Genomic DNA, 24,401 nt, shown 5'->3' with positions numbered 1-24,401 from the left:
CTTTCGCCAACAGGGCAGCAGGGAAGCGAAAGCGACCCCGGTGCCGAAGGCCGGAAGCAGTCAGTGTAAGCTTCCAGCCAAGCCACGGGCGAGTGGCGGAATGGCAGACGCGCACGGTTCAGGTCCGTGTGTCCGAAAGGACGTGAGGGTTCAACTCCCTCCTCGCCCACTCCGAAGGCCTCCCGGCTCATGCTTCGCCGGGGGGCCTTCTTCGTATTTCTTTTACGGGGGCCGAGCCCCCGTAGGCCCCCACGGTGCGGTGGCCACCTTCTTCTCTGCTCCTTGCGGTGGGTGGCGTTCCCGGCCTGGGTTGCCGACCAGCGGTTCGTTTCGTGCTCCGAGCTTCGCTCGTCGCTCGTCGGGTGTTCCCGGCCTGTGCTCGTGGTTTCAGTGCTCGGCCTTCAGTTCTCGGGTGTTCGGACGTGAGTGGTCCTGGTCTCCGTGATCTGGGTCGCGAGTGCTCCGGATGTCGTAGTGGTCCGTTGTTCGGGTGTTGGCCTGGGGTTTTTGGGTTGTGGGGGTTTCTGGTGTGTCGGTTTTGGGGTTTCTGCGGGGTTTTCGGGGTGGGGGTGCCGGGTTTTGTTGTGGGGTGGGGTTTGTCATGTTCGGGGGAGCGTTGGGGTTCAGCGGACAGCGAACACCGGGGTTCGATCGGGGAGTGTGGGGATCACCACTCGGTTGCGGTTTCGGGGCTTCTTGGGCCGAGTGCGGGGGTGCGCCGCGTTCGGCGGCCTATGGTGATCGGTGGTTTTGTCCGGGTTGGCCGCTGGAGTGGGTTCTTTGGTCGAGGTGCTGGTGGTCGCTGCGGTGTGCTGCAGCGGGTTGGTGGCCGGGTTGTTCGCCGGGTTCGGGTACGCCGTGATGCCGGGGCTGCGGGCCGTGGAGGACCGGGCGTTCGTCGCTTCGATGCAGCGGATCAACGCGGCGATCCTGAACCCGGTCTTCCTGCCGATGTTCCTCGGCGGGCTGGTGCTGGGCGGGGTGGCCGCGTGGCTGGTGTGGTCCGCCGCCGCGCCCGGGGCGTGGTGGGCGGTCGCCGGTGCCGGGCTCTACCTGGTGATGTTCCTGGTCACCGGGGCGGTGAACGTGCCGCTGAACAACGAGCTGGCCGCCGGTGGCGCGGACGACGTCGTGCTGCGGGAGCGGTTCGAGGGCAGGTGGGTCCGGTGGAACCTGGTCCGGGCCCTCGCCGGCGTCGGTTCCCTGCTGTGCTGGCTGATCGCGCTGGTCACCGGGGTGCTGACGAGTTGATCTTGTACGGTTCGGCTGTGGGAGCGCGGGGCATGGGCCTGGACGAGATCGCCGAGTTCGCCGCGCGGGCGCACCGCGGGCAGGTCGACAAGGCGGGGCGGCCGTACGTCGAGCACCTCGCCGCGGTGGCCGCCGGGGTGCGGGACCGCGGCGGCAGCGAGGCCCAGATCGCCGCGGCCTGGTTGCACGACTCCGTCGAGGACGGGGCGGTGACCGAGGAGTGGCTGCGCCGGGCCCCGCTCCCGGCCGGGACCCGGGACATCGTGCTCGCCGTGACCAAGAGGTCCGGGGAGGAACCGGCCGAGTACGCCGCGCGGATCCTCGCGACTCCCGGCGCGGTGCTGGTCAAGGAGGCGGATCTGGCGCACAACGCCGATCCGCGCCGGTTGGCCGCGCTGGACGCCGCGACCCGGGACCGGCTCGCCCGCAAGTACGCGCGGATGCGGGAGCTGCTCGGGCTCGGCTGATCGGCGCGGGCTTGGCGAAAACGATCGACTGTGCTGGGCTTGGGTCCAGCTGGTGACACCCGAGCGGCCAGGTGACCGCTCCACGGGAGGCGACATGGCGGGGAACAGCCGGGATCCTGGCCGATCGGTCACGGCGCGCGCGCTCAGCGTGCTCACCGCCTTCGACATCGACCACGTCCGGCTGACCCTCACCGCCATCGCGCGGCGGGCGGAGATCCCGCTGGCCACCGCGCACCGGCTGGTCCGCGAGCTGGAGATGTGGGGCGCGCTGCAGCGCGACGGCGACGGCCGGTACGCGATCGGCCTGCGGCTGTGGGAGATCGGGCTGCTCGCGCCGGTGAACAGCCGGCTGCGCGAGGTCGCCCTGCCGCACATGCAGGAGCTGTGCCGCCACACCCACGACAACGTCCACCTCGCGGTCCGCTCCGGGCTGGAGGTCGTCTACGTCGAGAAGCTCACGACGCCGCGCGCGGTGCCGATCATCTCGCGCAGCGGCGGGCGGTTGCCGCTGCACTCGACGGGAGTCGGCAAGGTGCTGCTCGCGCACGCGCCGACGACGGTGGTGCACGAGTGCTGCGAGCGCGGGCTGGACCGGCACACCGCCTACACCATCACCGAGCCCGGCAGGCTGGGGCGCGAGCTGCAGAGCGTGCGCAGCCGCGGTTTCGCCCAGGCCAACGAGGAGATGACGCTCGGCAACTGCTCGGTCGCGGTGCCGGTGCACGACGCCGGTGGCTCGGTCGTCGCAGCTCTCGGCGTCGTGGCGCACAGCGCTCGCGCCGACGTCGGCAAGCTGGTCAAGGCGCTCCTGCCCGCCGCGGAAGGAATCCGGCAGCGGCTGGTGGAGCTGGACCGCTCCGAGCTGGACCTGCTGTCCCGGTAGCGCCCGTGCGCGCTTCGGGGCGCTCCAGCACCCCGAAGCGCGCACCGGAACTGGGAGTCGCATCGCTATCACCTGAATGGCGGCATCGCTGGACTGAAGTCCAGTTGTCATTCATCGACCAGTCACCGACCGATGCCCGCCGCCGGTCGCAGCGACCCCCGATGAGCAGCGCAGAACCCGCCCCGAGCTGTTTTAGTCAGCACGTGGCCCCGCCGTCGGTGGCCGTGGAGTGCAAGCGCTGTTCATGAGGGAGGCGGAACGCCGTGACCGGAATGCCGGGACGTGCCTGGACCGAGGACGAGGTCCGAGCCTGCTCGACGACGCAACTTCGGTCCCCGCTGGGACCGGTCGCCTCCATGGGCCGGCTCGCGCAGCGATCGGTCGACATCCTCGGGTGGGCGGGCAGCGTGCTGCCGCCGGTGAAGTTGTACGGGCGGCAGGTCATCGCGACGGCCGAGCTGCTGCCCGAATCGCACGCCGAGCGGCTCTGCCTCGGCAGCGGCCCGGTGCTGGACCGCGCGGAGATCTCCACCTGGGTGTGGCCGGAGATGGACGGCCGGGTGCCCCCGCCCGCCGCGCAGCTCTCCGGCGTGCTCGCCCCGGCGCGGCACTGGCGCAGCGCGCTGACCGCCGCGGTGCCGTTCTCCCGGTTCACCAGCGCGGCGATCGTGGTGCCGCGCACCGTCGCGATCGCCCCCGACTTCACCGAGACCTGCCTGATCCGGGCCCGCCAGTTCGGCATCGCGGTGCTCAGCGCGGACGGCGACGACGTCCAGGTCGAGCTGCCGGGCCGCTGCTTCGCCGACGCGCCACCGGTGGAGCACACCGCGGTCTCCCGCTGGGTGAACGAGGTGGTCTACGAGCAGCTGCTCGCCACCGAGGCCCCGGCACCCACCCGGAGCTAACCCCTGGGGACGCAGTTCCAGCCGCCCGCGCCGCTTCACTCCGGCTGGAACTGCGCATTCTTCATCCCCACCCATGAGGTGTGGGGCGAACGGCCCGCCGGCACCACCCGTTGTGGTGCGCGGCCGTTCGCCCCACACTCCGCGCCAGTTGTCCACAGGTTGTGGCCAGTTGTCCACAGGTTGTGTTGATCGGTGCAGAAGCGGCCGGTGGCCTACGTTGGACGGCATGCGAATCGTGATTGCCGGCGCCCACGGGAAGATCGCGCGACACCTGGGCCGGGGCCTGTCCGAACGCGGCGACTCGGTGCTCGGGCTGATCCGCAACCCGGACCACGCGGCGGATCTGCGGGCCGACGGCGTGGAGCCGCTGGTGGCCGATCTGGAGCGGATCGACGCCGTCGACCTGGCCGGGTCGCTGTCCGGTGTGGACGCCGCGGTGTTCGCCGCGGGCGCGGGTCCGGGCAGCGGTGCGGCGCGCAAGGACACTGTGGACCGGGCGGCCTCGGCGCTGCTCGCCGACGCCTGCCAGGAGGCCGGAGTTCGCCGGTTCCTGCAGGTCAGCTCGATGGGGACGCGGAAGCCGAATCCGTCCGACGTGGACCCGGTCTTCGGCGCGTACCTGGACGCCAAGCGCGCGGCGGAGGCGGATCTGCGGTCCCGGCCGCTGGACTGGACGATCCTGCGACCCGGTCGGCTGACCGACGATCAGCCGACCGGCTGGGTGCGGTTGGACTCGGAGGTCGGCCGCGCCGAGGTGACCCGGGCGGACGTCGCGGCGGTGCTCCTCGCACTCCTGGACGAACCCGCCTCGGTCGGGCGGGAGCTGGAGCTCGTCAACGGCCCGACCCCGATCCCCGAGGCCCTCCGCCAGGTCCTCGGCTGACCCGGATCGGGCAGCCGATCCACAGCGGGATCGCGGTCCCGCTGTGGACAGGTCGCGGAGTTATCCACAGGGGTCGAGAACGCGGTCCAGGTAGGCGTTGCGGAAGACGCCCGCCGGGTCGAGCTCGGCCCGCAGGCGGCGGAAGTCGTCGAAGCGCGGGTAGCGCTCGCGCAGCGCGGCGGCGTCGAGCCGGTGCATCTTGCCCCAGTGCGGCCGCCCGCCCGCCGCGCCCGCGATGTCCTCGAAGGCGTCGAACCACCGGCGGTGCGGCATGCCCTGGAACTGGTGGATCGCGATGTAGGCGGTCGGGCGCTCGTAGGCGGTGGACAACCAGATGTCGTCGGCCGCCGCGACGCGCACCTCGACCGGGAACATGACCGGATCGTCCAGTCCGCGCGCGGCGGATCGCAGCTCCCGCAGCACATCTCGCAGCGCTTCTTGCGGAATCGCGTACTCGGACTCCACGAACCGGACGCTGCGCGGCGTGGTGAAGACCCGGTGCGAGCGGTCGCTGTAGGTGCGCGCGGACCAGGTCGACGCGCAGATCCGGTTGAGCGGCCGCACCAGCCGGGGAACCGCGCGGCCGAGCTTGCAGACCGTGCCGAACAGCCGGTTCTCCAGCACCTCGTACTCCAGGAAGTGCCGGACCGGGTGCAGCGGCTTCGGTGGGCCGTCGTGCCGGTTGTTGCGCTTGACCAGCGTGTTCGCGCTGTGCGGGAACCAGTAGAACTCGGCGTGGTCGTTGTCGGCGGCCAGCTCGTCGAAGCGCTCCAGCACCTCCTCCAGCGGCGCCGGGCGCTCGTCGGCGTGGAGGGTGAACGCGGGTACGCAGCGCAGCGTCACCGAGGTGATCACGCCGAGGGCGCCGAGGCCGACGCGCGCGGCGGCGAACAGCTCGGGGTCCTCGGTGGCCGAGCAGCGCCGTTCGCTGCCGTCGGCGAGCAGCAGTTCCAGCTCCTCGACCTGGGTGGCCAGGCCGCCGAGCGCGCCGCCGGTGCCGTGGGTGCCGGTGGAGATGGCGCCGGAGATGGTCTGCTGGTCGATGTCGCCGAGGTTGGCCATCGCCAGGCCGAGGCCGTCGAGCTCGGCGTTCAGCTGGTGCAGCGGGGTTCCGGCGCGGACGGTGACCAGCCCGGTGTCCGGTTCGGCGCGCACGATGCCGGTCCAGTGCGAGAGGTCCAGCGCGCAGCCGGTGCCCGGCGATCCGATGCTGGAGAACGAGTGGCCGGTGCCCAGCGGGCGCACGGTGCGGCCGGCGTCCGCGGCCTCCCTGATCGCGACCGCGGCTTCGGCGGTGTCCCGCGGCGCGAGCACGCTGCTGGGGGTGCCGGTGGCCGTGCGGGCCCAGTTGGTCCAACGCTGCATGCCCACCTCCTTCGGTGCATACGCCGAGAAATTATGTGAAAGAGATTCACATAACAAGACCTTTCGGCTTACCGTTGTCGACGTGCCCCGGATAGACGAGATCACCAGCGAGCTGGACCCGCCGTTCGCGGTGGTCGACCTCGACGCGTTCGACCACAACGCCGCGGACCTGGTGCGGCGGGCGGCCGGACGGCCGATCCGCGTGGCCACGAAGTCGGTGCGCTGCCGCGAACTCCTGGCCCGCGCGCTGCGAACTCCCGGGTTCGCCGGGCTGATGTGCTACAGCCTCGCCGAAGCGCTCTGGCTGCACCGGGAAGGGCTCGGCGACGACATCCTGGTCGCCTACCCGACGGTGGATCGCGGTGCGCTGCGGGAGCTCGCCGCCGATCCGGCGGCCGCCGCGGCGATCGCGCTCATGGTCGACTCGCCCGAACACCTGGACCTCATCGACGACGCCGTGGGCGCCACCCGCCCGGACATCCGGCTCTGCCTGGAGGTCGACGCTTCCTGGCGGCCGCTGCCCGGTCTGCACATCGGCACCCGCCGCTCTCCGCTGCACAGCGCCGGCCAAGCGCGCCGGGCCGCCGCGACCATCGTGCGCCGCAACGGTTTTCAGCTGGTCGGCGTGATGGTGTACGAGGGCCAGATCGCCGGGATCGGCGACGCGCCCGCCGGACAGCCGCTGCGCGCCGCCGCGGTGCGCTGGCTGCAGCGCCGGTCCGCGGCCGAGCTGGCCGAGCGGCGCGCCGCGGTGGTCCGCGAGGTGCGCGCGCTGGCACCGCTGGAATTCGTCAACGGCGGTGGGACCGGCAGCCTCGAACGCACCGCCGCGGAATCGGCGGTCACCGAGCTCGCCGCCGGTTCCGGGCTGATCGGGCCCTCGCTCTTCGACGCCTACCGGTCGTTCCAGCCGCGCCCCGCGGTGCAGTACGCGCTGCCGGTCGTGCACCGGCCGGCACCGCGCATCGCGACCCTGTTCGGCGGCGGCTACCTGGCCTCCGGCCCGCCGGGCGCCGACCGGGTTCCCGCGCCGATCCGGCCGCGCGGGCTGCGGCTGACCTCGACGGAGGGCGCCGGCGAGGTGCAGACGCCCGTCGTCGGGCCGGCCGCCGACCGGCTCCGCCTCGGCGACCGGGTGTGGTTCCGGCACGCCAAGGCGGGCGAGCTGGCCGAGCGGTTCACCCACTACCACCTGATCGACGGCCGGAAGCTGACCACTGTCCCGACCTACCGCGGCGAGGGCAGATCCTTCGGCTGAAAGCCCATCGGTGGTCGGTCTGCTCGGGTGGTTGCGTGGCGGAACCTGAGTGCTTCCCCGGACTGCGGGTGCCCCTCCTGATGTATGTCCGATACACGGCGGAGGGGCCGTCCTCGCCAGGAAAGCACTCAGAACCCGCCGGTGGTCGACCTGCGTGCCCACTCAAAGCGGCTGCCGCCGCTTACAAAGGCGTGGACGGCTTCGCCGACGGTGTTTGATTCTCCGGAATCCGGTTGGACAGGTAACCGCGGACCATCTCCTTCGCCTCCGCCACCAGCACCGGATCGCCCGCCGGGTCGCGGCGGAATGCCATGTGCAGCACCGCATCCGCCGCTTCCACCGCGACGGCCAGCGGCAGCAGCAGATCTTGCGGGTCGAGGCCGAACTCCTCGGCGAGCAGCCCGATCAGCTTCTCCGCGATGACCGCGTTGTTGTCCTTGCCCGGGTCCAGCAGGCGCAGGTCGACCACGTCGCCGAAGTGCAGGCGGCTGAAGGCGGGCACCTCGCGGTGCATGGTCAGGTAGACGTCGAAGACCGCGTCCACCGCGTCCCACCAGTGCGCCAGCTCCAGCTGCTCGAAGCGGGCCGAGACGGTGCGCACGAAGCGGTCCAGGTTGCGCAGCGTCAGCTCCTGCACCACCGCCCGCTTGTCCGGGAAGAACTGGTAGAGCGAGCCGACCGCGACACCGGCCCGCTCGGCGATGAGCGTGGTCGTTAACCCGTCGTACCCCACCTCGTCGATCAGCTCGGCGCAGGCCACGAGCATCTTCTCCACGCGTTGTGCACTGCGCTGCTGGACCGGCTTGCGGCGCAGTGGGGCGACTTCGGCTGGCAAGGCAACTCCTTGATCATCTTCACTGACCATCTTGCCGACCACGACCGTGATTCTCTTTCAGGGGATCCCTGGGAGATGTGCCGAGTTCGACCCGGCGGTCTGGTTCACCGGTGAATTCCGGGGACGTTCCCGGATGCCGGTGATGTCCCAAGTCTCCCGGCCCGCAGGCGGTCGTGCGCTCCGGACATGCCGAAGACGGTATCAATCGAACGGGTGATTTCTCGGGCAACGACTTGACCAATCGGGGTGTTTGGTCATCGGCCGGGTGACAGCCCTGCCTCTGACCTGCGGATCCGGCCGCGTTACATGATTCGGATATGCATTGAGTCATGTTGTCAGCGCGCGAGGTCACTATCTAGGGTGATCGGGTCGTCATTCTCCGTGACAGAAAGGTCATTGTGGGTTACTGCGCGGCTTCCTCTCGTTTTCCCGTCGTTCGACGTGATGTGCTTACCCGGTGGACTCCGACCTGGGGGAGCGCGAGGACCTGCAACGACCCTGCCGCGGCTACCCGTGCCTGCTGCGCTGTCCCGTGCGCGACGCGCACCGCGACGCCGTGACCGCGCGGTTGACCGCAGAGCCGGCCCACCGCCCGAGCCGGCGCCTCGCGGCCGAGGACGCCCCGGCGCTCCGGCGCCGGCTGACCACCGCGGCGGCGAACGAGCTGCTGGGCGACGGCGGGTACGGGCTGCGCGTCGAGCGCGGCTCCTGCGGCGGACTGCTGCTCACCGGCATCGGCAGCGGAGTTCCGCTGGGCGGCGAACCGGATTGGGCCGACCTGTACCGCGCGCTGGTGCGCTCGCGCCGCACCCGCAAGGTCTTCGACGCGAGCTGGTTGCAGCGGCTGACCCGATCCCTGGCCGACGCGCCGGAACCCGGTGCCTGCACCAGGGTTCCGCTGGACCGCGTCGAACTGCTGCCCGGCGCCGACCCGGAGCTCACCGCGGAGCTGCTGATCGCGGTCACCGATCCGGACCTGGCCGTGCAGCTGCCCAGCGGGCAGCTCAGCGTCGACGGCCGGGCCCGCACCGTGCAGCTGAGCTCGGTCACCTCGCGCGACCGCGCGCAGCGGCAGATCCGCTGCGGGGAACGGTTTTCGGAGGTCGTGGCGGACGATCCGAACCTGCGGATGCACTGCGCGGCGCAACCGGTGCCGGGTGCGGTGGTCGACACCGAGACCGGTGCGGCGGCGCTGATCCGCCTCGCCGAACCGGCGCCCGCGCACCCGTCGCACCCCGGCGGCACCATCGCCGTCCCGCTCTCCGCGCTGCTGCGGCCGGGCGCGGACGGCACGCCGGAACTGCTCCGCGTGGTGCTGGACAACCGCTTCGAATGGCGCGAGGACGAGCTCGAGTACTTCCTGGAGCACTTCGTCCGGCCGCTGCTGCGGACCTTCCGGGTGGCCCTCGACGTTCACCGGATCGGGTTATTCGCGCTGGACGAGACCGGGCTGGCCGTCGAGCTCTCCCCGGAACTGCAAGCCACCGGCCGGATCGTGGTCACCGATCACGATCGGGTGAGCTGGGAGCCGGGTCGCGCCGAGGTCGCCGCGGGCGTCCGCGCGCTGGTCGGCACGCTGGACCGGCTCAGCACCGGGTTCACCGAGCTCGGCGGCGGTCGCCGGGCGGGCCAGATCCGGCACGCGGTGGACCGGGTGATCGCCGAGGAGCTGCGCTACCTCGATCCGAGCACCGCGGAGCTGCTCTCGGGCGAGCAGCCGCTGCAGTGCTACGCGCACACCGTGCCGGAGGAGCAGGACGCGGTGCTCCGGTCGGTGCTCGACGACGTCCAGCAGCGCACCCGGCAGCGCCGGTGGAACCCGGACCTCGGCAGGCCCGCGGTGGCCATCGACGTCGACCTGTGCGGATTCGTCCCGCTGCAACGGATCCTCGACGCCGCCCGCGCGATCGCCGGGCCGCGACCCGGTGCTCCGGAGGGCATCCTCGAACTCGCCAGCGCGGGCACCCTGCCGCTGCTGCCGACCCACTCCCCGGAGACCTGGGACGACTTCGTCGAGCAGAGCGCGCTGGGCGAGCGCTACCCGGCGGTGGACTGGGCGGCGGTGCGCGCCGACTTCGTCCGCGCGTTCCTGGCGCGCCCGCGCGAGCGGCTGCGCACCGACAGCGTCAACGCGGGCCTGGCCCGGTTCGCCTGGGACGTGCAGGACGCCGGCGGGCAGGTGGTGTTCTACACCCGCCGCAAGGAGCGGTTCCGCGAGCAGACCGAGGAAGTGCTGGCCGCGGCCGGGATCGCCGAGGCGGACCTGCGGTTCCTGCCCGACGACGGCGCGCTGAAACCGGCGGACCTGGGCGAGGTCGACGTGGTCGCGGTCTTCGACGACGCGCGGTCCGGCCGGGACGCGATCTGCGCGGAGTTCGGTGCCGCGCGGTCGGTCGCGGTGGAGATCCCCGGGTTCGCCGCCGAGCGCCGGAGGCACCAGGACGCGGTGATCGCCACCTTCGAAACCCGCCCGCGCCCCGACGAGCGCATCGGACCGCGCCTGTCCAACACGCATTCGCTGGAGGAGCTGCAGATCGGCGCGCTGCGCAAGAACCGCTTGGCGCAGCGCTGGGCCGTGCACCTCACCGCGCAGGAGACCCGCGACGTCGTGGATTCGGTGCTCGCCGACGCCGATCGCGCGGCGGCGCGGACCGGGCTCGCGGCGGCGGCCAAGTTCGGGCTCGACCGGGGACCGGCGGCCGACGAGCAGGTGCTCGCCGCGGTGCACCACGTGCTCACCCGCAAGCAGTTCTTCAAGGGCTCCCGCGCCAACTACCAGCTCGCCGACCTGCGGGCCGACGCCGAACCGCCGGTGCGGCGCGGCGAACCGATCGAGGTGGTGCTGCTCGGCTTCCCGGTCAAGCAGTGCCTGAACCGGCTCAAGGCGGGCGGCCCGCTGCCCGACCTGGCCGAGTTCGGCGCGATGGCCCGGCTGCGCGAGATGCAGCGGGCGATCAGCGCGGTGCACCCGCCCGGCCTGCACTTCAACATCCTCACCGACGGGCGGCACTTCCGGAGCCGCCCGGCCGCGATCACCGAGGCCTACCAGCGCAAGCTGCGCGAGTACGCCGACCTGGCGGGCATCGGCGACCGGACGCTCGTCGAGGACATCGACGTGGTCGCCGAGCAGCGGCTCGGGCCCGGGCTGCCCGCGCAGCGCGCCGAGCGGATCGCCAAGTACCGGCGGCTGCTCGGCGAATCGCTGCGGGAGTTCGACATCACCGACAACCCGCTGCGCACCCTGGAGCGGGTGCACCGCTGGACGGCGGGCGCGGACGACTTCGCGCCGCAGGTCATCGGGCTGTTCCGGGAGATCCTGATGTCGATGGTGTACTCCGTGCCGGTCTCGGTGCCGACCGGCGTCGACCGGCTGGAGTGGTCCACCGCGATCTACGCCGACGTCTACAACCTCGGCGACCAGGGCGTGTCCGCCGAGGTGCGCCAGGCGCGCTGCGCGGTGCTGCGCCGGGCGTGGCACACCGTCATCCGCTACATGGCGACCATGCAGGTGGACGAGGAGTTCGGCTACGAGCGGATGTTCCCGAACCGGGTCCGGCTGACGCTCAGCGCGGTGCGCAAGGGCTGCCTGGGCTTCACCTACCTCGGCGGCTCGGGCCTGCTGCCGTGGCAGGGCACCGGCGTGCTGGACCCGCGCGGCACGGTGGCGGTGGACTTCGCGATCTCCTTGCTGGACCAGGGGTTCGTGCCGGTCTACTCGCCGCTGCTGGGCCCGCGGCAGCCCTGGGCGATGGTCCCGGCCGACCGCACCTACCCGGCGCAGCGCTCGCACGTCCCCACGCCCCGGGGCGCGGCGCCGCAGTCGGGCCTGCGCCTGGACGAGCACCTCATCGCCAAGGCCCGCCTCCGCCGGAAGTGACGCCCCGAACGCCCGACGATTACGCGCGCCCCGAGGACAGCATCCCCTCGGGGCGTTTTCCTTGCGGTCCAGCTCAACGGCCTGGAAGCTGAGTGCATCGCCGTTCGGACCAGGCCAGCGCAGCGCCGGTTCGCCTGAAGCGGCTCATCAACGCATCCAGCCCTCCGCCCCGGTTCGGGGCGTGATGGCGCGCGCCCAGGTCGGGCGCTCACGCGCCGACCGCACGACATGAGCAGGAAGACCCGATGGAAATGTCGTCTCGTCCCGCTGCCCGGTTCCGCGATCCCGCGCTGATCGCCGTGCTGGTCGCCGCCGCGCTGCTGTCGATCGGCGCCTGCGTGGTCACCGCGCTCTCCGGCACCACGCTCGCCTACGCCGATGCCATGTCCCACCTGCTGATCACCGGCCGCGTCTCCGGCGCGTCGACGCCGGGAGCCGCCCAGCTCGGCGGCGTCTGGCTGCCGCTGCCGCACCTGCTGGCCGCTCCGCTGGTGGAGTGGGATCCGCTGCTGCGGTCGGGGATCGGCGCGTGCGCGCTGTCGATGGGCTGCTACGTCGCGGCGACCGGCTGGCTCTACCAGGCCGGTCGCGGGATCACCGGCAAGGCCGTCGGCGGCGTCGTCGCGGCAGCCGTGTTCGCGACCAACCCGAACGTCCTCTACCTGCAGAGCACGCCCATGACGGAAGTGCCGATGCTGGCGGGCATCGCCGCGACCATCGCGTGCTTCGTCGCGTGGTGCCGCACCGATCGGCTCCGGTACCTGCTGCTCTGCGCGCTCGCGACGATGCTGACCACGCTCGTCCGCTACGAGGGCTGGGTGCTGCTGCCGGTGCTGGTCGCCGCGGTCGGCTGGCGGTCGTGGCGCCGTGCCGGGCGCTGGCACGTGGTCCGGGCCGATCTCGTGCTGTTCGGCGTGCTGGCCGCCAGCGGCGTGGTGGGCTGGATCGGCTGGAACGCGATCATCTTCGGCGACCCGCTGAACTTCCTGCGCGGCGAGTTCGCCAAGCCGGAGCTGTGGGTGGCGGCCGGTGATCCCGCGGTGGGCGACTGGGCCGTGGCGGGCGCGAGCTACCTGTGGGCGGTGGTCGCGGTGGTGGGGCCGGTGGTGCTGGTCGCCGCGGCGGCCGGGCTCGGCTTCCTGGTGTGGCGGACCCGCCTGCGGGCGGAGGCGCTGGCGCCGGTTCTGCTGCTGGTCCTGCCCGTCTTCTACGTCTTCGCACTGCAATCCGGGCAGCGGCCGCTGCACGTCCCGCAGATCAGCGGCGACCTGTACAACGTCCGGTTCGGGCTCGTCGTGATCGTGCCCGCCGCACTGCTCATCGGATACCTGGCCGCGCAGGTGCGGCCGCGCTCGCTGGCCCGGTGCGCGCCGGTGGCTGCCGGGATCGCCTCGGTGCTGCTCGCCGCGGGCGGCATCGCCACTTTGCAGGAGCCGCAGGCCTTCCGGGCCGGCGCGGCCGAGCGGACCAGCGCGCGAGGCGCAGCCTGGCTGCGCGAGCACTACGACCGGGGACGGGTGCTGATGCAGTCCTGGAACAACGAGACCGTCAACTTCGAATCGGGCATCCCGCTGCGCGACGTCGTCTACGAGGGCAGCTACCGGCAGTGGGAACCGGCGCTGGCCGACCCGGCCGCGCACGGCATCCGGTGGATCCACCTCGGCCGCGCCCGCGGAGTGCCCGACCGGGTGTGGACGAGCCTGCACGGAAAACCAGAGCTGACCAGGTCTTACGCGCTGGTGTACGCGGACGCCGACCGGCAGGTCTACCGGCTTCGCGGGAGTTGCCGATGAGCATCGGGACGGAATCCGCAGTCGCTCCGCTGCCGGAGCACCTGAGCGCGCGGGAGCTGCTCAGCACCGGTCAGCGCAGGTTCTCGCTGGCAGCACTGGGCTTCGTGCTCGGATCGGTCCTGCTCTGGGCCGTGACGGGCTACGGCGTGTCCGCGCTGGCCTGGGCGCAGATCGGCGTGATCGCGATGACCGCCTGCTACGTGCTGGTGATCGGCTACCGGGTGTTCCTGGTGCTGCTCGCGCCCCGAGCGGTCGAGCCGGTCGGCACCGAGATCCCCGACGACGAGCTGCCGAGCTACGCCGTGCTGGTGCCGCTGCACCGGGAGGAAGCGGTGCTGCCCAGCCTCCTCGCGCACCTCGACGCGCTGCGCTACCCGGTCGGCAAGCTGCACGTCCTGCTGCTGGTGGAGGAGGACGACAGCACCACGCGCTCGGCGCTGGCCGGTCACGACCTCGGCCCGCAGTACGAGATCGTCGTGGTGCCCGAAGGCGGGCCGCGCACCAAGCCGAACGCGTGCAACGCCGGCCTCGCCCGGGTAACCGCCGAGCACTGCGTCATCTTCGACGCCGAGGACCGGCCGGAGCCCGACCAGCTCCGCAAGGCCGCCGCCGCCTTCGCCCACCACCCGCCGGAAGTCGCGTGCCTGCAAGCCGAACTCGCCTACTGGAACCCGTGGACGAACTGGCTGACCCGGATGTTCGCCGGGGAGTACGCGCTGAACTTCCGGCTCACCCTGCTCGGCCTGGACCGGCTCGACCTGCCCATCCCGCTCGGCGGCACGTCCAACCACCTGCGCACCTCGGCGCTGCGCGAACTGGGCGGCTGGGATCCGCACAACGTCACCGAGGACGCCGACCTCGGCATCCGGATCGCCCGCCGCGGCTGGCAGGTGCGGATGCTCGACTCGGTCACGCTGGAAGAGGCCAACAGCCGCACCGGCAACTGGATCCGGCAGCGCAGCCGCTGGATCAAGGGCCACCTGCAGACCTGGCTGGTGCACATGCGCCACCCGCGCAGGCTGCTCGCCGAGCTCGGCTGGCGCCGGTTCGCGAGCTTCCACCTCACCTTCGCGGTCAGCAACCTGACGGTGCTGTGCACCCCGGTCTTCTGGGCGCTGTCCTGCTGGTACCTGCTCGACGGGCCGAGCCGAATCGAGCCGCTGTACCCGGGGCCGGTGCTCTACGCGGGCGTCGTGGTGATGCTGCTCGGCAACCTGGCCACGATCTACCTGTTCATCGTCGCGTGCATGGTGCGCCCCGGGCTGCACCGCGCGGTTCCCGCGATGCTGACGATCCCGCTGTACTGGGCGCTGATGAGCGTGGCCGCGATCCGCGCGGTGACCCAGCTGGCGCGCCCGAAGCGCAGGCACTACTGGGAGCTGACGGCCCATGGCCTCGTGCTCGACGCGGACACCGCGCGTTGACGGCGCCCGGCGCCTGGTCCCGTTCGCCTGCGTCGGCGCGTTCACGACGGTCCTGCACGCGGCGCTGTTCGCGGCGTTGCGGCCGTGCTGCCCGGCGCTGCTGGCCAACCTGGTCGCGCTGGTCGTGGCGACGGTGGCCAACACCGAGCTCAACCGACGCTGCACCTTCCGCGACCGGCCGAATTCCACGGCATCGGTGCAGATCCGCGGCTTGCTGGCGTTCGCGGTGACCTACGCCGTCACGGTGCTGGGGCTGCTGCTGGTGCGCGCCGCGGTGCCGGCGGCGGGGCTGCTGCCGGAGCTGTTGGCGCTGGCGGTGTTCAGCGGGATCGGCACGGTGCTGCGGTTCGTCGCGCTGAACCGCTGGGTCTTCCCGTCCGGGAAAAGGAAAGAGCCCTGGCGGCTCGGTCGGGGAATCGAGCTGCCAGGGCCTTTCCATCCTCACTTCGGAGCCGTCCGGGGAAACGGGTTCCGAAGCGGTTGGAGTCCGCGGACCAGTACCGGTCGGGGGGAGGGGAGTGCGTCAGCACCAGCCCGCGGAAGTTCTTCTCGCTGTGGAGTTTTTCGCGGTGACGGCCGATGCGCGCTGGCCGAGGTCGGGGAAACGCGACCAGTCGCCCATCGGCCGTCACCTGGCGGTTGCTCGGTCTTGCCCGGGGTCGGGGAGGAGGTGTTGCTGTCCGGGACCGAGTCCGCCGGCTTTACGGCACCGGCGCCACCGGGCGCAGAGCGTGCGCCGGTCGCTGGTGCCGAGCGGGACGGGGAGCCAGAGCGCCCACCACCAGGTGCTCGTACGCCGAGCGCCACACCGAGCACGGTGCTTTCTGCGGGCGCCAGCGGCTGGAGCACTCCGGGCAGTTGCCCTTCTCGTCGGCTTCGTGCGCGGTGAGCAGCGTTCGCCACCCCTCGGTGAGCCGGGGCAGTTCGGAACGCGCTACGGAGAGCAGGGAGGTGGCGTCCGCCCGGTCCGCGAGCTCGCTCAGCATGTCGAGCCGCTCGCGCACCGCGTTTCGCAGCACCTGACCCAGGATCTCGTCCACAGGAACGTCACCGTCACTTTCTCGCCTGCGTCGCGGCATCCCGCAACGCTGTTGACAACTGGCGCACGCCCAGTGCGGAGAGCACTGCGGCGTGGCCGGGCGGTCCGACGAGCTCGACCTCATCCCGGTCGACCAGCACGGCCAGGTTCCGGTGCGCGTTCGACAGATCGCGGCAGTCCACCTGCCACCAACGCCGGCGGTCGGCAGCTGCCGGAGCGGACTCGGCCGTCTGGCCGATCCCGGATTCCCGCACCTGCTCGTCCACTTCGCTTCCCGTCCCGTCCGTGCTCGGTTGCTTGCTGGTGACTAGATTGGTCCCAGTCGGCCAGGTTCGCCTAGTCGTCGGGCGGTGACCGGGCCGATGGCGACGACGAGCGGTCGGCGGACTTCAGCGCAACCGATCACCTCTACCGAAGCGGGCTTCACCGGGCTGCCGCAGTGCCCTTACCCTGCGACCAACGCCCGTGCAGAGCGTCAGGGGGTCTAAATGAACATCATCGGTTCTAGCGGCTCTCCCGTTACACCCGACGTTTGGAACGATCGGGAGATGCGGGACGCCCTGGCCCGGCGGGACGTCAGCGAGATCTACAAGCAACTGCGCCGACGCGGTGTCTCGCAGCGCCAGATCGCGGCCTCCACGGGCCAGTCGCAATCCGAGGTGTCCGAGATCCTCAAGGGTCGGCAGGTCATGGCTTACGACGTGCTGGCCAGGATCGCCGACGGGCTGGGTATCCCGCGGGGCTACATGGGCCTCGCTTACGACGGGGCGACCGCGATGCGGGTCGCTAGCGCGACCAACGCCCTCGAAGCTGAGGAGGACGAATCGGTGAAGCGTCGGAAGTTCTTGTCCCACGCCGCCCAGGTGACCATGGGCGCTGCCGTGTTCGGGGAGGCCACCAGCTGGCTCCCGGCGAACGCGCAGACACCGGCGCCGGCCCGGATCGGCATGACCGACGTGCAGCAGATCCAGGCCGCCACCAAGGCCCTGCGCGATCTCGACTACCGCTACGGCGGCGGCACCTGCCGCGACGCCGTGGTGGCCCAGCTCTCCTGGGCGCAGCAGCTGCTCGACTCGACCTCCACCGACCTGGTGCGCAAGCAGCTGTTCGTGGCGCTGGCGGACATGCACAGCCTGGCCGGGTGGACCTCGTTCGACGTCGGGCTGCTCGACCCGGCGCGCGGCCACTTCGGCAAGGCGCTGGAGTTCGCCAAGCAGGCCGATGACCACGGGCTGCTGGCCAGCGTGCTGTACCGGATGGGCCGGGTCTACCTGCACCACCAGGAGCCCAACGAGGCGCTGAAGCTGTTCCAGCTGGGCCAGATCGCCGCGCAGGAGTCCGGATCTGCGCTGACCGTCGCGGTGCTGTGCGCGAACGAGGCCTGGGCCTACGGGATGCTGAACCGGCCCGACCAGGTGCAGAAGATGGTGGGCCGCACGAAGGACGAGTTCGCGCGGGCGCAGGCCAGCGAGGCGCCGGACTGGGTGCGGTTCTTCAACGAGAACGACCTGCACGGCATGATCGGCTCCGCGCACGACGCGCTGGCCGTGTTCGACCCGCGCAAGCACGCGTCGATCGCCGTCGCCGAGACCATCAAGTGCAACGAGGCCTACGGCGCGGACATGCAGCGCACCCACGTCTTCGGGCTCAGCCTGCAGGCCACCAACCACTTCCGGGCCGGTGACGTCCAGGAGGGCATCAAGGTCGGGCGCCGCGCGCTGCAGCACGGCGAACGGGTCAAGTCCGCCCGCGTCTCCGACCGGCTCAAGCCGCTGGAGCTGGAAGCCGCCAAGCACCGGGCCAATTCCGACGCCCGCGACCTGTTCGAAGAGGTCCGGCAGTTCCGGCAGGCGTGAGCTGCCCGGATCGATGCGCCGGTGCGAACACCATGAGCATGCAGACATACGTCGAACAGGGCCAGCGAGTCCCGCCTGAACTGGGCTTGGCGCTGGCCGAGATCTGCGCCTCCGTCGGACTGGATCCGCGGGGTGCGCGGCTGATCCGATTCATCAACAACGGGGTGTTCCTGCTCCGCGACGATCCCGTCATCGTCCGCGTGGTGCTCTCCCCGTCGTTCGGTTACCGAGCTTTCAACGCCGTCGACGCCGCGCGCTGGCTGGCGGTGCACGGCGTGCCCGCGGTGCGGTTGCTGCCCGGTTTCGAGCAGCCGGTCCAGGTGGGGGAGCATCTGGCGACGCTGTGGCGGTACGTGCCGGAGATGGGACCGGTGCCGGACGGGGCGGACCTGGGTGCGCTGCTGCGGCTGATGCACTCGAAGCCGCTGTCGCCGACGTTCCTGGACTGGCAGCCGATGGCCGACATCCGGCGCCGGTTGACCGACGCGGTGGACATCGACCCGGCGGACCGGTACTTCCTGGAGCAGCGCTGCGACCACGTCGAGGAGCGGTTGGGCGAGCTGCGGTTCCCGCTGCCGCAGTGCGTGATCCACGCGGACGCGCACCTGGGCAACGTGATCGGCGGTCCGGACGGCCCGCTGCTGTGCGACCTGGACTCGTTGTGCGTCGGGCCGCCGGAGTGGGACCTGACGCCGCTGGCGGTCGGCAGGCTGCGGATGGGCCACCCGCCGTCCTGGTACGAGGACCTGGCCGCCGCGTACGGCTTCGACATCACCGGGTGGGAAGGCTTCCCGGTGCTGCGGGAGCTGCGCGAGCTGAAGATCACGACCGGCGTGCTGCCGATCGTGCGCAGCAATCCTGGGCTCCGCGAGCAGCTGCACCGGCGGCTGCGCACGATGCGCGACGGCGACCTCGCCGCGCAGTGGGCCCCGTACAGCTGATCGCCGGACAGCCCTACACCCGAACGGGCGATCTTGAGACCACTTGCCGTGCTCTTTTGGTCATTCTTGGTGACGACGTTGACCCGAAGGGGTAAACCATACGAGGGAACTGATCCGTCAGGGTGTTGCAACTGGGTGGGTTGTCGATGATGGTCGCGGAGTTCTTGCTGGGGGCCTTGTCCCCGCGCTGGCGCCGGGCGCGCGCGTTGCGCTCCGCCCGGGTGCTCGACGACGTGGTGGACTCCCAGGTCGCCTCGCTGCCGCTGCTGCCAGCGGAGCTCCGGCGACGGCACGCCGACCACCTCGCGGAAATGGTGCTGCTCGCCCAGAACTACCGCCACTACGCGAAGGGCTGGATCACCCGCCGGGAGCTGGAGCGGCGCGGTCGCGCTGCGCTGCTCCGCCTGGAGGAACCGGGTGGTCTGGGCGTCGGTGCAACTCACCGACGCTGAATGACCGCTCGGCGCTCGGCGCGTCATCGTTGACGATTCGGCGAATCGCGCCTCCGACCAGCGGTTTTTCCCGGTGCCTCACCCATCGCAGCGCGCAGTTCGGTCGGGCTGAAGTGCGCGTTTTCCCCGGTAGGAGCCGGTTTTCCGGCTCGATCGCGGCGATCTGCCGTGCCCGCCGTTCGTTCGGACGGTCCGCGGTGCGTCGTGCTCGGAAACGGTGATGAGCACCACTGCTTTCCGAGATCTGCGCACCGCAGCCGAATTCTCGTCGCATCCCGGCGAATTCGCTCGCCGGGGTCGGAAAAATCCTTGATGGGAGATGATTTTGTGCAGTCCGGAAGAAATGCCGGAATTCCGCGCGGGGTTGCGGAGCGCGCTGGCCGACGACGCGCTGCTGAGGTTGTACTGCGCACCCGCCCAGCAGGACTGGCTCGCCCTGGGTGATCTGGTGTGCAGTGACTTCCCAGGAGACGTGCTGGCGTTGAAGCGGCTGGTGGCCGGCCGGCCGGGAGACTGGACGGCGCGGGACCACCTCGCCGAGTTCGTCGTGCGGCCGCTGCTGATCACCTTCCGCGGCCTGCTGGCCAGGGGCGTGCTGCCCGCGGGCGAGGTGGGCGTGGAACTCGGGCCGGAGTCGTCGGCCACCGGCCGGATCGTGCTCGAGGGCGTCCGCCCGGCCGCGGAGGTGCCCGCGGCGATCGCCGCGCTGGACGGCAGGCTGACCGAGCTGGCGGCGGCCGGCGTGCTGGTCACCGGTGACGAGCAGGAGCGGATCCGCGGTGCGTTCGACGAGGTCGTCTCGCAGGAATTGCGGAACCTGTCGGCGGAAACCGCGGCGCTGCTGGCCGGTGACCACCCGTGGCGCGAGTTCGTGCACGTCGTCGGAGCGGGCCAGCACGAGGTGCTGCACCAGGTGCTCCGGGCGGTCCGCGAGCGCAGCGCGCGGTGCCGCCGCGAGAGCGGGCTGCCGCGTCCGCTGGTGGCGGTGGACCTGGACTTCTGCGCGGTCCAGCCGCTGCGGCGGGTCCGCGAGGCGTTGCGGCAGGTGGGTGCGGCGCACGGGATCGCCGAGTTCGCCGATCCCGCTGTGCTGCCGGGCCTCTACCCGGCCGGTTGGCAGCCGTTCCTGGCGCGCAACGGTGTGCGGCTCGGGGACGCGCTGCACGCCGAGTACCGCCGGAACATCGCGTGGCACGGCGAAGCGCTGCTGACCGACACCCTCGCTCCGGGCATCAAGCGGTACGTCCGCGACCTGGAGCAGGCGGGCGCGCGGGTGGTCTGGCTGACCGGCCGCAGGCACCGGGTGCGCGCGGCGACGGCGGAGTTCCTGACCGGCTGCGGGCTCGGGCACCTCGACCTGCGCACCTCCGGCGACGGACCCGTCGCCGAGCAGAAGGTGGCCGCGCTGCGGGAATTCCACGGCTACGAGCTCATCGCGGCGTTCGACGACTCGGCGGCCAACCGGGCCGCGCTGCGCACCGCGTTCCCCGATGCCCTGGTGATCCCGGTCCGCCTGCCGGGCTTCACCTCGGACGAATCCGGCGACGGCATCGAGACCTTCGAGTCGCTGCCGCACCCGGTCCCGCTCGGCCGCGGTCACGCCCGCGAGGCGCAGCTGTCGCACGTGACCTCGCTGAGCGGGTTGCGGGTCGGCGAGCTGAGCAGCCGCCCGACGATCTGGGGCCACGGCGCGGAGCTGACCGGTGCGGAGCAGTCGCGGATCGTCGATTCGCTGGTGGCGGCAGCCGTCACCAGCGGCCGGAAGCTGGGTTCGGCGATCGCCGCGGGTGCCGACCGGATCCGGGCGGTGTGGCAGGTGATCACCGCGAAGCCGTTCGGCGCGTCGAGGTCGGCTTATCCGCTCGCGGCGGCGGAGCGGGATCTGCGCGGCCCGGTCGAGGCGGGCGAGCCGATCAGGTTCGTCGTGGTGGGGCCGTCGCTGAAACAGGACGGCTCCCGGCTCAAAGCGCTCGGCGGGTTGCCCGACCTGGCGGAGCTGGCGATGCTGGTCCGGCTGCGGCAGCTGGACGCGGCGGTCCGGCAGGTGCACCCGCCCGGGGTCCGCGTCCGGGCGCTCACCGACGCCAGCCACTTCCGGTTCCGCGAACCGGGCCGGTGCGCGGCCTACCAGGACGAATTCGCCCGGCAGGTGGCCGCGGCCGGCGCGGCGGAGCTGGTGTCGGTCGAGGACTTCGACGACGCGGCCGACGCGCACCCGGCCTGCGGCGACCGCACCCAGCGCCCGGAACTCCTGCTCGCGCACCGCGAGAAGTACGAAGCGGCCTTCGCGGGCCTGGACGTCCTCCGGAATCCGCGAGCGGTGCTGGCCGAAGCGGCCATCCGCGACCCGTCGGCCCCCGGCCAACCGAGGTTCGCCGAGCTGTTCCGGTCGGTCCTGCACGCGGTGGACATCCCGTGCCACGGCGGTGATCCGCTCGCCTGGTCGCAGCGGATCTACGCGGACCCCTTCGACCTGACCGACCGCTCGACCCCGGCCGAGGTCCGCAGCGCCCGCGCCGACCTGCTGGTCTCGGCCTGGCGCGAGACCACCACCTACCTGGCGAACAAGCACGTGGACGCCGACCTCGACTACCAGGTCCTCTGGCAGGACGGCGTCCGCATGAGCCTGTCCATCCGCCCGACCCCGGGCAGGCTCCGCTTCGTCCCCATCGGCGGCTCAGGCGTGATGCCGTGGCACGGCACAGCTGCCCTGAACCAGCACCAACAGGTAACGGTCGACTACGCGATATCCCTGGTGGACCAGGGCTTCCGCCCCCTCTACGCCCCAGCAACCCCAACCCGCCGAGGCCTACGCCAACCCTGGCTGATGGTCCCCCCAGACCTGCTGACCCCCGCAGGCCGCCCGACCGAGCGCCTCCTCTCGGGCACTCGCCTCCGCCCCAAGTGAGGTTCAGTCGTCCAAGCTCCCGTGAGTGTTTTGGGGCGCTATAACACCCCAAACCACTCACGGCACTTGACCAGCAGAAACGAGCCGGGAAGCGCAGCGCCCCGCGGCCGGGGGAGGACCGCGGGGCACCGCTGCGAGCAGGAGCAGGGAGGGGAACTCCCGCCCGCGCCATGGATCCGCGTCGCGAAAGCGCGGATTGCCTTGCGAGAAGGGCGGTCCCGGCTGCCTGGTCGGGGGCAGAACAGCCGGGACCGGGTCTAAAGCCGCTGAAGCCCAGCGTGAACCCGCTGCAACACCTGGGAATTCCGCCGGAACTCGCTCGTCGGCGCATCCTCGTCAGGAGAACCACGCCCACCGGAGTCGGGCTCGCGCAAACAATGCCGACCACCACTGGTCTCGGCCTCGACCCGCTCGATCAGATACCGAACGGTCAGCGCCCCATCCCCACCCCCGGCGTGCTGAAGCCGGTAGCAATAAGCCCGGTGGACAACGAAGAAAGCGACCAGAACAGCGGCGATGGTTGCGGTGATCATCGGGATGGTCATGTGTCGAGCCTTTCCACGTTGATGACGAGAAGTCCTTGGGCGCCTTGGTCATTGCCGCGCAGAGCGGTGACCAGCGTGTCGAGTCCGTCGGCGAGCTTGTGCAGTTCGGCGTCGCTCCAGAAGCCGCGTTCGATGTCGTCGGCCGCGTAGCCGAGCATCAGCACCGCTGTCCGCGCCAGCCGGGCGATCCGGATGTGGCGGCTGGTCATCGCAGGCCTGCTGCGGGGAAACCGGCGAGTTTGCGCGCTTCGGTGTTGCAGGCGGCGCACGTCGGCCAGAGCCAGGCCAGATCACCGGTCGCGGCACGAACCTGCTGGCTGCACAAGGTCGTGACCTCGGTATCGTCGGGCCAACCTCCGGCGGGACGCTGGTCGCTGCTGGCGTGCCGCTGACCCTCGGCGGGAACCCAGCTGAACGGGTGCGGGCGGTACTTCTTCTCGCGTCCGGGCGGAACATTCGGCATTGCTCACCCTCCTGCGACCTACGTGGTCCTGTGGTCTCGATTTCTGCGAGACCAATAATTTCGGTCTGATTTATGGCCGACAATCGCCTGATCGATTGACGACAGTGCACGTCAGAGTGGCTAATGTCTGGTGCATGACCGAGACCACTCTTGCGCCGCGTGCTTACGTCCTCGGAGCAGAACTCCGGGATGCACGAACCACCGCCGGATTCGGGCTCCGCGAGCTCGCGACGAAGCTCGACGTGTCCCATTCCGTCGTGGTGCGCTGGGAGCTGGGCCAGCGAGTCCCGTCGACGGAATCGGTATCGGCCCTCTGCGCAGTGCTCGGCATCAACGGCACAACCCGGGAACGCCTGATGAGGCTGACCAGAGAAGCAGCCTCAGAACCACCGAACACGGTGTCGGTCGGCAGCACCGGCGAAGCAGATCAGCTGGCCGCGCTGCTGGAGTTCGAGCGGATGGCCATCGCGATGACCGATGTATCGCCGATCGTCGTTCCTGGATTGCTGCAAACCGCTGACTACGCGCGGGCGATCATGAGCACCGGGATGCCCAACGCGGAGACGGACAAGCGGGTGATGATGCGGCTCGGCCGCCGTGACCTGATCATCCGCAAACGCGGCTCGGTTCGATTCGCGGCCTACATGCTGGAATCCGCGTTGCACCAGTCGATCGGCGGCCGCTACGTGATGATCGACCAACTTCAGTTCCTCTTGGAGATGGGCGAGCGGGACAACGTTGAGATCCGGGTCGTTCCGCGTTCGGCAGGATGGACACCCGCGCATGTCGGGCCTTTCGTCCTCCTGGAGTTCGCCAAAGCTGCGCCTGTGGTGCATCTGGAGCACCACAGGTCATCGGCATTTCTCAGGGACGAGGCAGATGTGAAAGCGTTTGTCTCTGCACGGGAAGCTGTCGAGCAGGCGGCGATGAGCCCGGAGGACACCGCCGAGTTGATCGCCAGCGTCATCAACCAGGAGGAGACGCCCAAATGACGTTATCGCAGGCCCCGGTCGGCTGGCGGAAGTCGAGTCGGAGCAACCAGGAGACCAACTGCGTCGAGGTCGGCCGCGTCGACGGCGGAGCCGCTGTCCGCGACACGAAGAACCGCGCCGCCGGTCACTTCACGACGACGACACCCCAGTGGTCGGCGTTCATCACCGCGCTCAAGTCCGGCAGGTTCGACGGCTGAACGAGGTGAAGGGCACCTTTCGCCCGCTTACTTGGCGAAAGGTGCCCTTCACTCTTCAACTGATCTG

At 71.0% G+C, this 24,401-nt stretch carries 22 protein-coding genes, 1 tRNA gene and 1 pseudogene; 17 read left to right on the top strand and 7 right to left on the bottom strand.

What is annotated here, in order from left to right:
• The first annotated feature begins 86 nt into the window (after positions 1–86).
• The 6 genes from OU416_RS10810 to OU416_RS10785 all read left to right on the top strand — a co-directional run bounded on the left by OU416_RS10810 (position 87) and on the right by OU416_RS10785 (position 4,389).
• Positions 87–169: transfer RNA gene (locus tag OU416_RS10810), tRNA-Leu, on the top strand.
• 602 nt (positions 170–771) lie between these two features.
• The gene (locus OU416_RS10805) at positions 772–1,251 is read left to right on the top strand and encodes an anthrone oxygenase family protein (RefSeq protein WP_270926755.1); all 480 of its coding nucleotides are present in this window, start codon (positions 772–774) and stop codon (positions 1,249–1,251) included.
• A 17-nt stretch (positions 1,252–1,268) separates the two neighbouring features.
• Positions 1,269–1,718, top strand: coding sequence for an HD domain-containing protein (locus OU416_RS10800; protein WP_270926754.1), 450 nt, complete (start codon positions 1,269–1,271; stop codon positions 1,716–1,718).
• 94 nt (positions 1,719–1,812) lie between these two features.
• Positions 1,813–2,601, top strand: coding sequence for an IclR family transcriptional regulator (locus tag OU416_RS10795; RefSeq protein ID WP_270926753.1), 789 nt, complete (start codon positions 1,813–1,815; stop codon positions 2,599–2,601).
• Between the two features lie 272 nt (positions 2,602–2,873).
• Complete coding sequence (locus OU416_RS10790; RefSeq protein WP_270927170.1) at positions 2,874–3,506, top strand: hypothetical protein; 633 nt, start codon at positions 2,874–2,876, stop codon at positions 3,504–3,506.
• Positions 3,507–3,732: 226 nt separating this feature from the next.
• Complete coding sequence (locus OU416_RS10785) at positions 3,733–4,389, top strand: SDR family oxidoreductase (RefSeq protein WP_270926752.1); 657 nt, start codon at positions 3,733–3,735, stop codon at positions 4,387–4,389.
• A 60-nt stretch (positions 4,390–4,449) separates the two neighbouring features.
• Here the strand turns inward: OU416_RS10785 and OU416_RS10780 are convergent, their stop codons facing one another.
• Positions 4,450–5,754, bottom strand: a complete 1,305-nt coding sequence (locus OU416_RS10780) for a D-arabinono-1,4-lactone oxidase (protein ID WP_270926751.1) — start codon at positions 5,752–5,754, stop codon at positions 4,450–4,452.
• Positions 5,755–5,836: 82 nt separating this feature from the next.
• On the opposite strand from OU416_RS10780, the gene OU416_RS10775 reads away from it, so the two are divergent.
• Complete coding sequence (locus OU416_RS10775) at positions 5,837–7,012, top strand: amino acid deaminase/aldolase (protein WP_270926750.1); 1,176 nt, start codon at positions 5,837–5,839, stop codon at positions 7,010–7,012.
• 181 nt (positions 7,013–7,193) lie between these two features.
• Here the strand turns inward: OU416_RS10775 and OU416_RS10770 are convergent, their stop codons facing one another.
• Complete coding sequence (locus OU416_RS10770) at positions 7,194–7,877, bottom strand: TetR family transcriptional regulator (RefSeq protein WP_372907222.1); 684 nt, start codon at positions 7,875–7,877, stop codon at positions 7,194–7,196.
• Between the two features lie 427 nt (positions 7,878–8,304).
• Here OU416_RS10770 and OU416_RS10765 point away from each other — a divergent pair, with 427 nt between their 5' ends.
• The 4 genes and pseudogenes from OU416_RS10765 to OU416_RS40290 form a co-directional block, all read left to right on the top strand.
• Positions 8,305–11,724 carry an L-tyrosine/L-tryptophan isonitrile synthase family protein gene (locus tag OU416_RS10765; RefSeq protein WP_270926748.1) on the top strand — a complete coding sequence of 1,140 codons (3,420 nt, stop codon included), beginning with the start codon at positions 8,305–8,307 and terminating at the stop codon, positions 11,722–11,724.
• 245 nt (positions 11,725–11,969) lie between these two features.
• The gene (locus OU416_RS10760; RefSeq protein WP_270926747.1) at positions 11,970–13,517 is read left to right on the top strand and encodes a glycosyltransferase family 39 protein; all 1,548 of its coding nucleotides are present in this window, start codon (positions 11,970–11,972) and stop codon (positions 13,515–13,517) included.
• Positions 13,514–14,941, top strand: a complete 1,428-nt coding sequence (locus OU416_RS10755) for a glycosyltransferase family 2 protein (protein WP_270926746.1) — start codon at positions 13,514–13,516, stop codon at positions 14,939–14,941. The genes OU416_RS10760 and OU416_RS10755 overlap by 4 nt, the downstream gene beginning before the upstream one ends.
• Positions 14,907–15,254 (top strand): annotated as a pseudogene (locus OU416_RS40290) (GtrA family protein); the annotation flags it as partial. The gene OU416_RS10755 and the pseudogene OU416_RS40290, both read left to right, overlap by 35 nt.
• 388 nt (positions 15,255–15,642) lie before the next feature.
• Here the strand turns inward: OU416_RS40290 and OU416_RS10750 are convergent.
• Positions 15,643–15,981 carry a hypothetical protein gene (locus OU416_RS10750; RefSeq protein WP_270926745.1) on the bottom strand — a complete coding sequence of 113 codons (339 nt, stop codon included), beginning with the start codon at positions 15,979–15,981 and terminating at the stop codon, positions 15,643–15,645.
• Between the two features lie 13 nt (positions 15,982–15,994).
• On the bottom strand, positions 15,995–16,246 hold the full coding sequence (locus OU416_RS10745; protein ID WP_270926744.1) for a hypothetical protein: 252 nt from the start codon (positions 16,244–16,246) through the stop codon (positions 15,995–15,997).
• 282 nt (positions 16,247–16,528) lie between these two features.
• Here OU416_RS10745 and OU416_RS10740 point away from each other — a divergent pair, with 282 nt between their 5' ends.
• The 4 genes from OU416_RS10740 to OU416_RS10725 all read left to right on the top strand — a co-directional run bounded on the left by OU416_RS10740 (position 16,529) and on the right by OU416_RS10725 (position 22,137).
• Positions 16,529–17,836, top strand: coding sequence for a helix-turn-helix domain-containing protein (locus OU416_RS10740; protein WP_211841220.1), 1,308 nt, complete (start codon positions 16,529–16,531; stop codon positions 17,834–17,836).
• Positions 17,837–17,874: 38 nt separating this feature from the next.
• Positions 17,875–18,777: a phosphotransferase enzyme family protein gene (locus OU416_RS10735; protein WP_270927169.1), complete on the top strand. Its 903-nt coding sequence runs from the start codon at positions 17,875–17,877 to the stop codon at positions 18,775–18,777.
• 146 nt (positions 18,778–18,923) lie between these two features.
• Entirely contained in the window at positions 18,924–19,229 is a 306-nt protein-coding gene (locus tag OU416_RS10730; RefSeq protein ID WP_270926743.1) for a hypothetical protein, read from the top strand.
• 343 nt (positions 19,230–19,572) lie between these two features.
• Positions 19,573–22,137: a hypothetical protein gene (locus tag OU416_RS10725; protein ID WP_270926742.1), complete on the top strand. Its 2,565-nt coding sequence runs from the start codon at positions 19,573–19,575 to the stop codon at positions 22,135–22,137.
• A 257-nt stretch (positions 22,138–22,394) separates the two neighbouring features.
• Here OU416_RS10725 and OU416_RS10720 read toward each other — a convergent pair whose 3' ends face one another.
• Genes OU416_RS10720 through OU416_RS10710 form a run of 3 tightly spaced genes read right to left on the bottom strand, consistent with a single transcriptional unit; the run spans position 22,395 to position 23,145 of the window.
• The gene (locus OU416_RS10720) at positions 22,395–22,682 is read right to left on the bottom strand and encodes a hypothetical protein (protein WP_270926741.1); all 288 of its coding nucleotides are present in this window, start codon (positions 22,680–22,682) and stop codon (positions 22,395–22,397) included.
• Positions 22,679–22,891, bottom strand: a complete 213-nt coding sequence (locus OU416_RS10715; RefSeq protein WP_270926740.1) for a hypothetical protein — start codon at positions 22,889–22,891, stop codon at positions 22,679–22,681. Before OU416_RS10715 ends, OU416_RS10720 begins: the two co-directional genes overlap by 4 nt.
• Positions 22,888–23,145, bottom strand: coding sequence for a zinc finger protein (locus OU416_RS10710; RefSeq protein WP_270926739.1), 258 nt, complete (start codon positions 23,143–23,145; stop codon positions 22,888–22,890). The genes OU416_RS10715 and OU416_RS10710 overlap by 4 nt, the downstream gene beginning before the upstream one ends.
• 134 nt (positions 23,146–23,279) lie before the next feature.
• Here OU416_RS10710 and OU416_RS10705 point away from each other — a divergent pair, with 134 nt between their 5' ends.
• On the top strand, positions 23,280–24,137 hold the full coding sequence (locus tag OU416_RS10705) for a helix-turn-helix domain-containing protein (protein ID WP_270926738.1): 858 nt from the start codon (positions 23,280–23,282) through the stop codon (positions 24,135–24,137).
• Positions 24,134–24,334, top strand: coding sequence for a DUF397 domain-containing protein (locus OU416_RS10700; RefSeq protein ID WP_270926737.1), 201 nt, complete (start codon positions 24,134–24,136; stop codon positions 24,332–24,334). Before OU416_RS10705 ends, OU416_RS10700 begins: the two co-directional genes overlap by 4 nt.
• Positions 24,335–24,401: the final 67 nt, after the last annotated feature.

The organism is Saccharopolyspora indica (genome assembly GCF_027853965.1).
In the GTDB taxonomy this organism is placed as follows: Bacteria; Actinomycetota; Actinomycetes; order Mycobacteriales; family Pseudonocardiaceae; genus Saccharopolyspora; species Saccharopolyspora indica.
The sequence above is the reverse complement of the archived record's forward strand: the minus strand, read 5'-3'. Positions and strand labels throughout refer to the sequence as shown.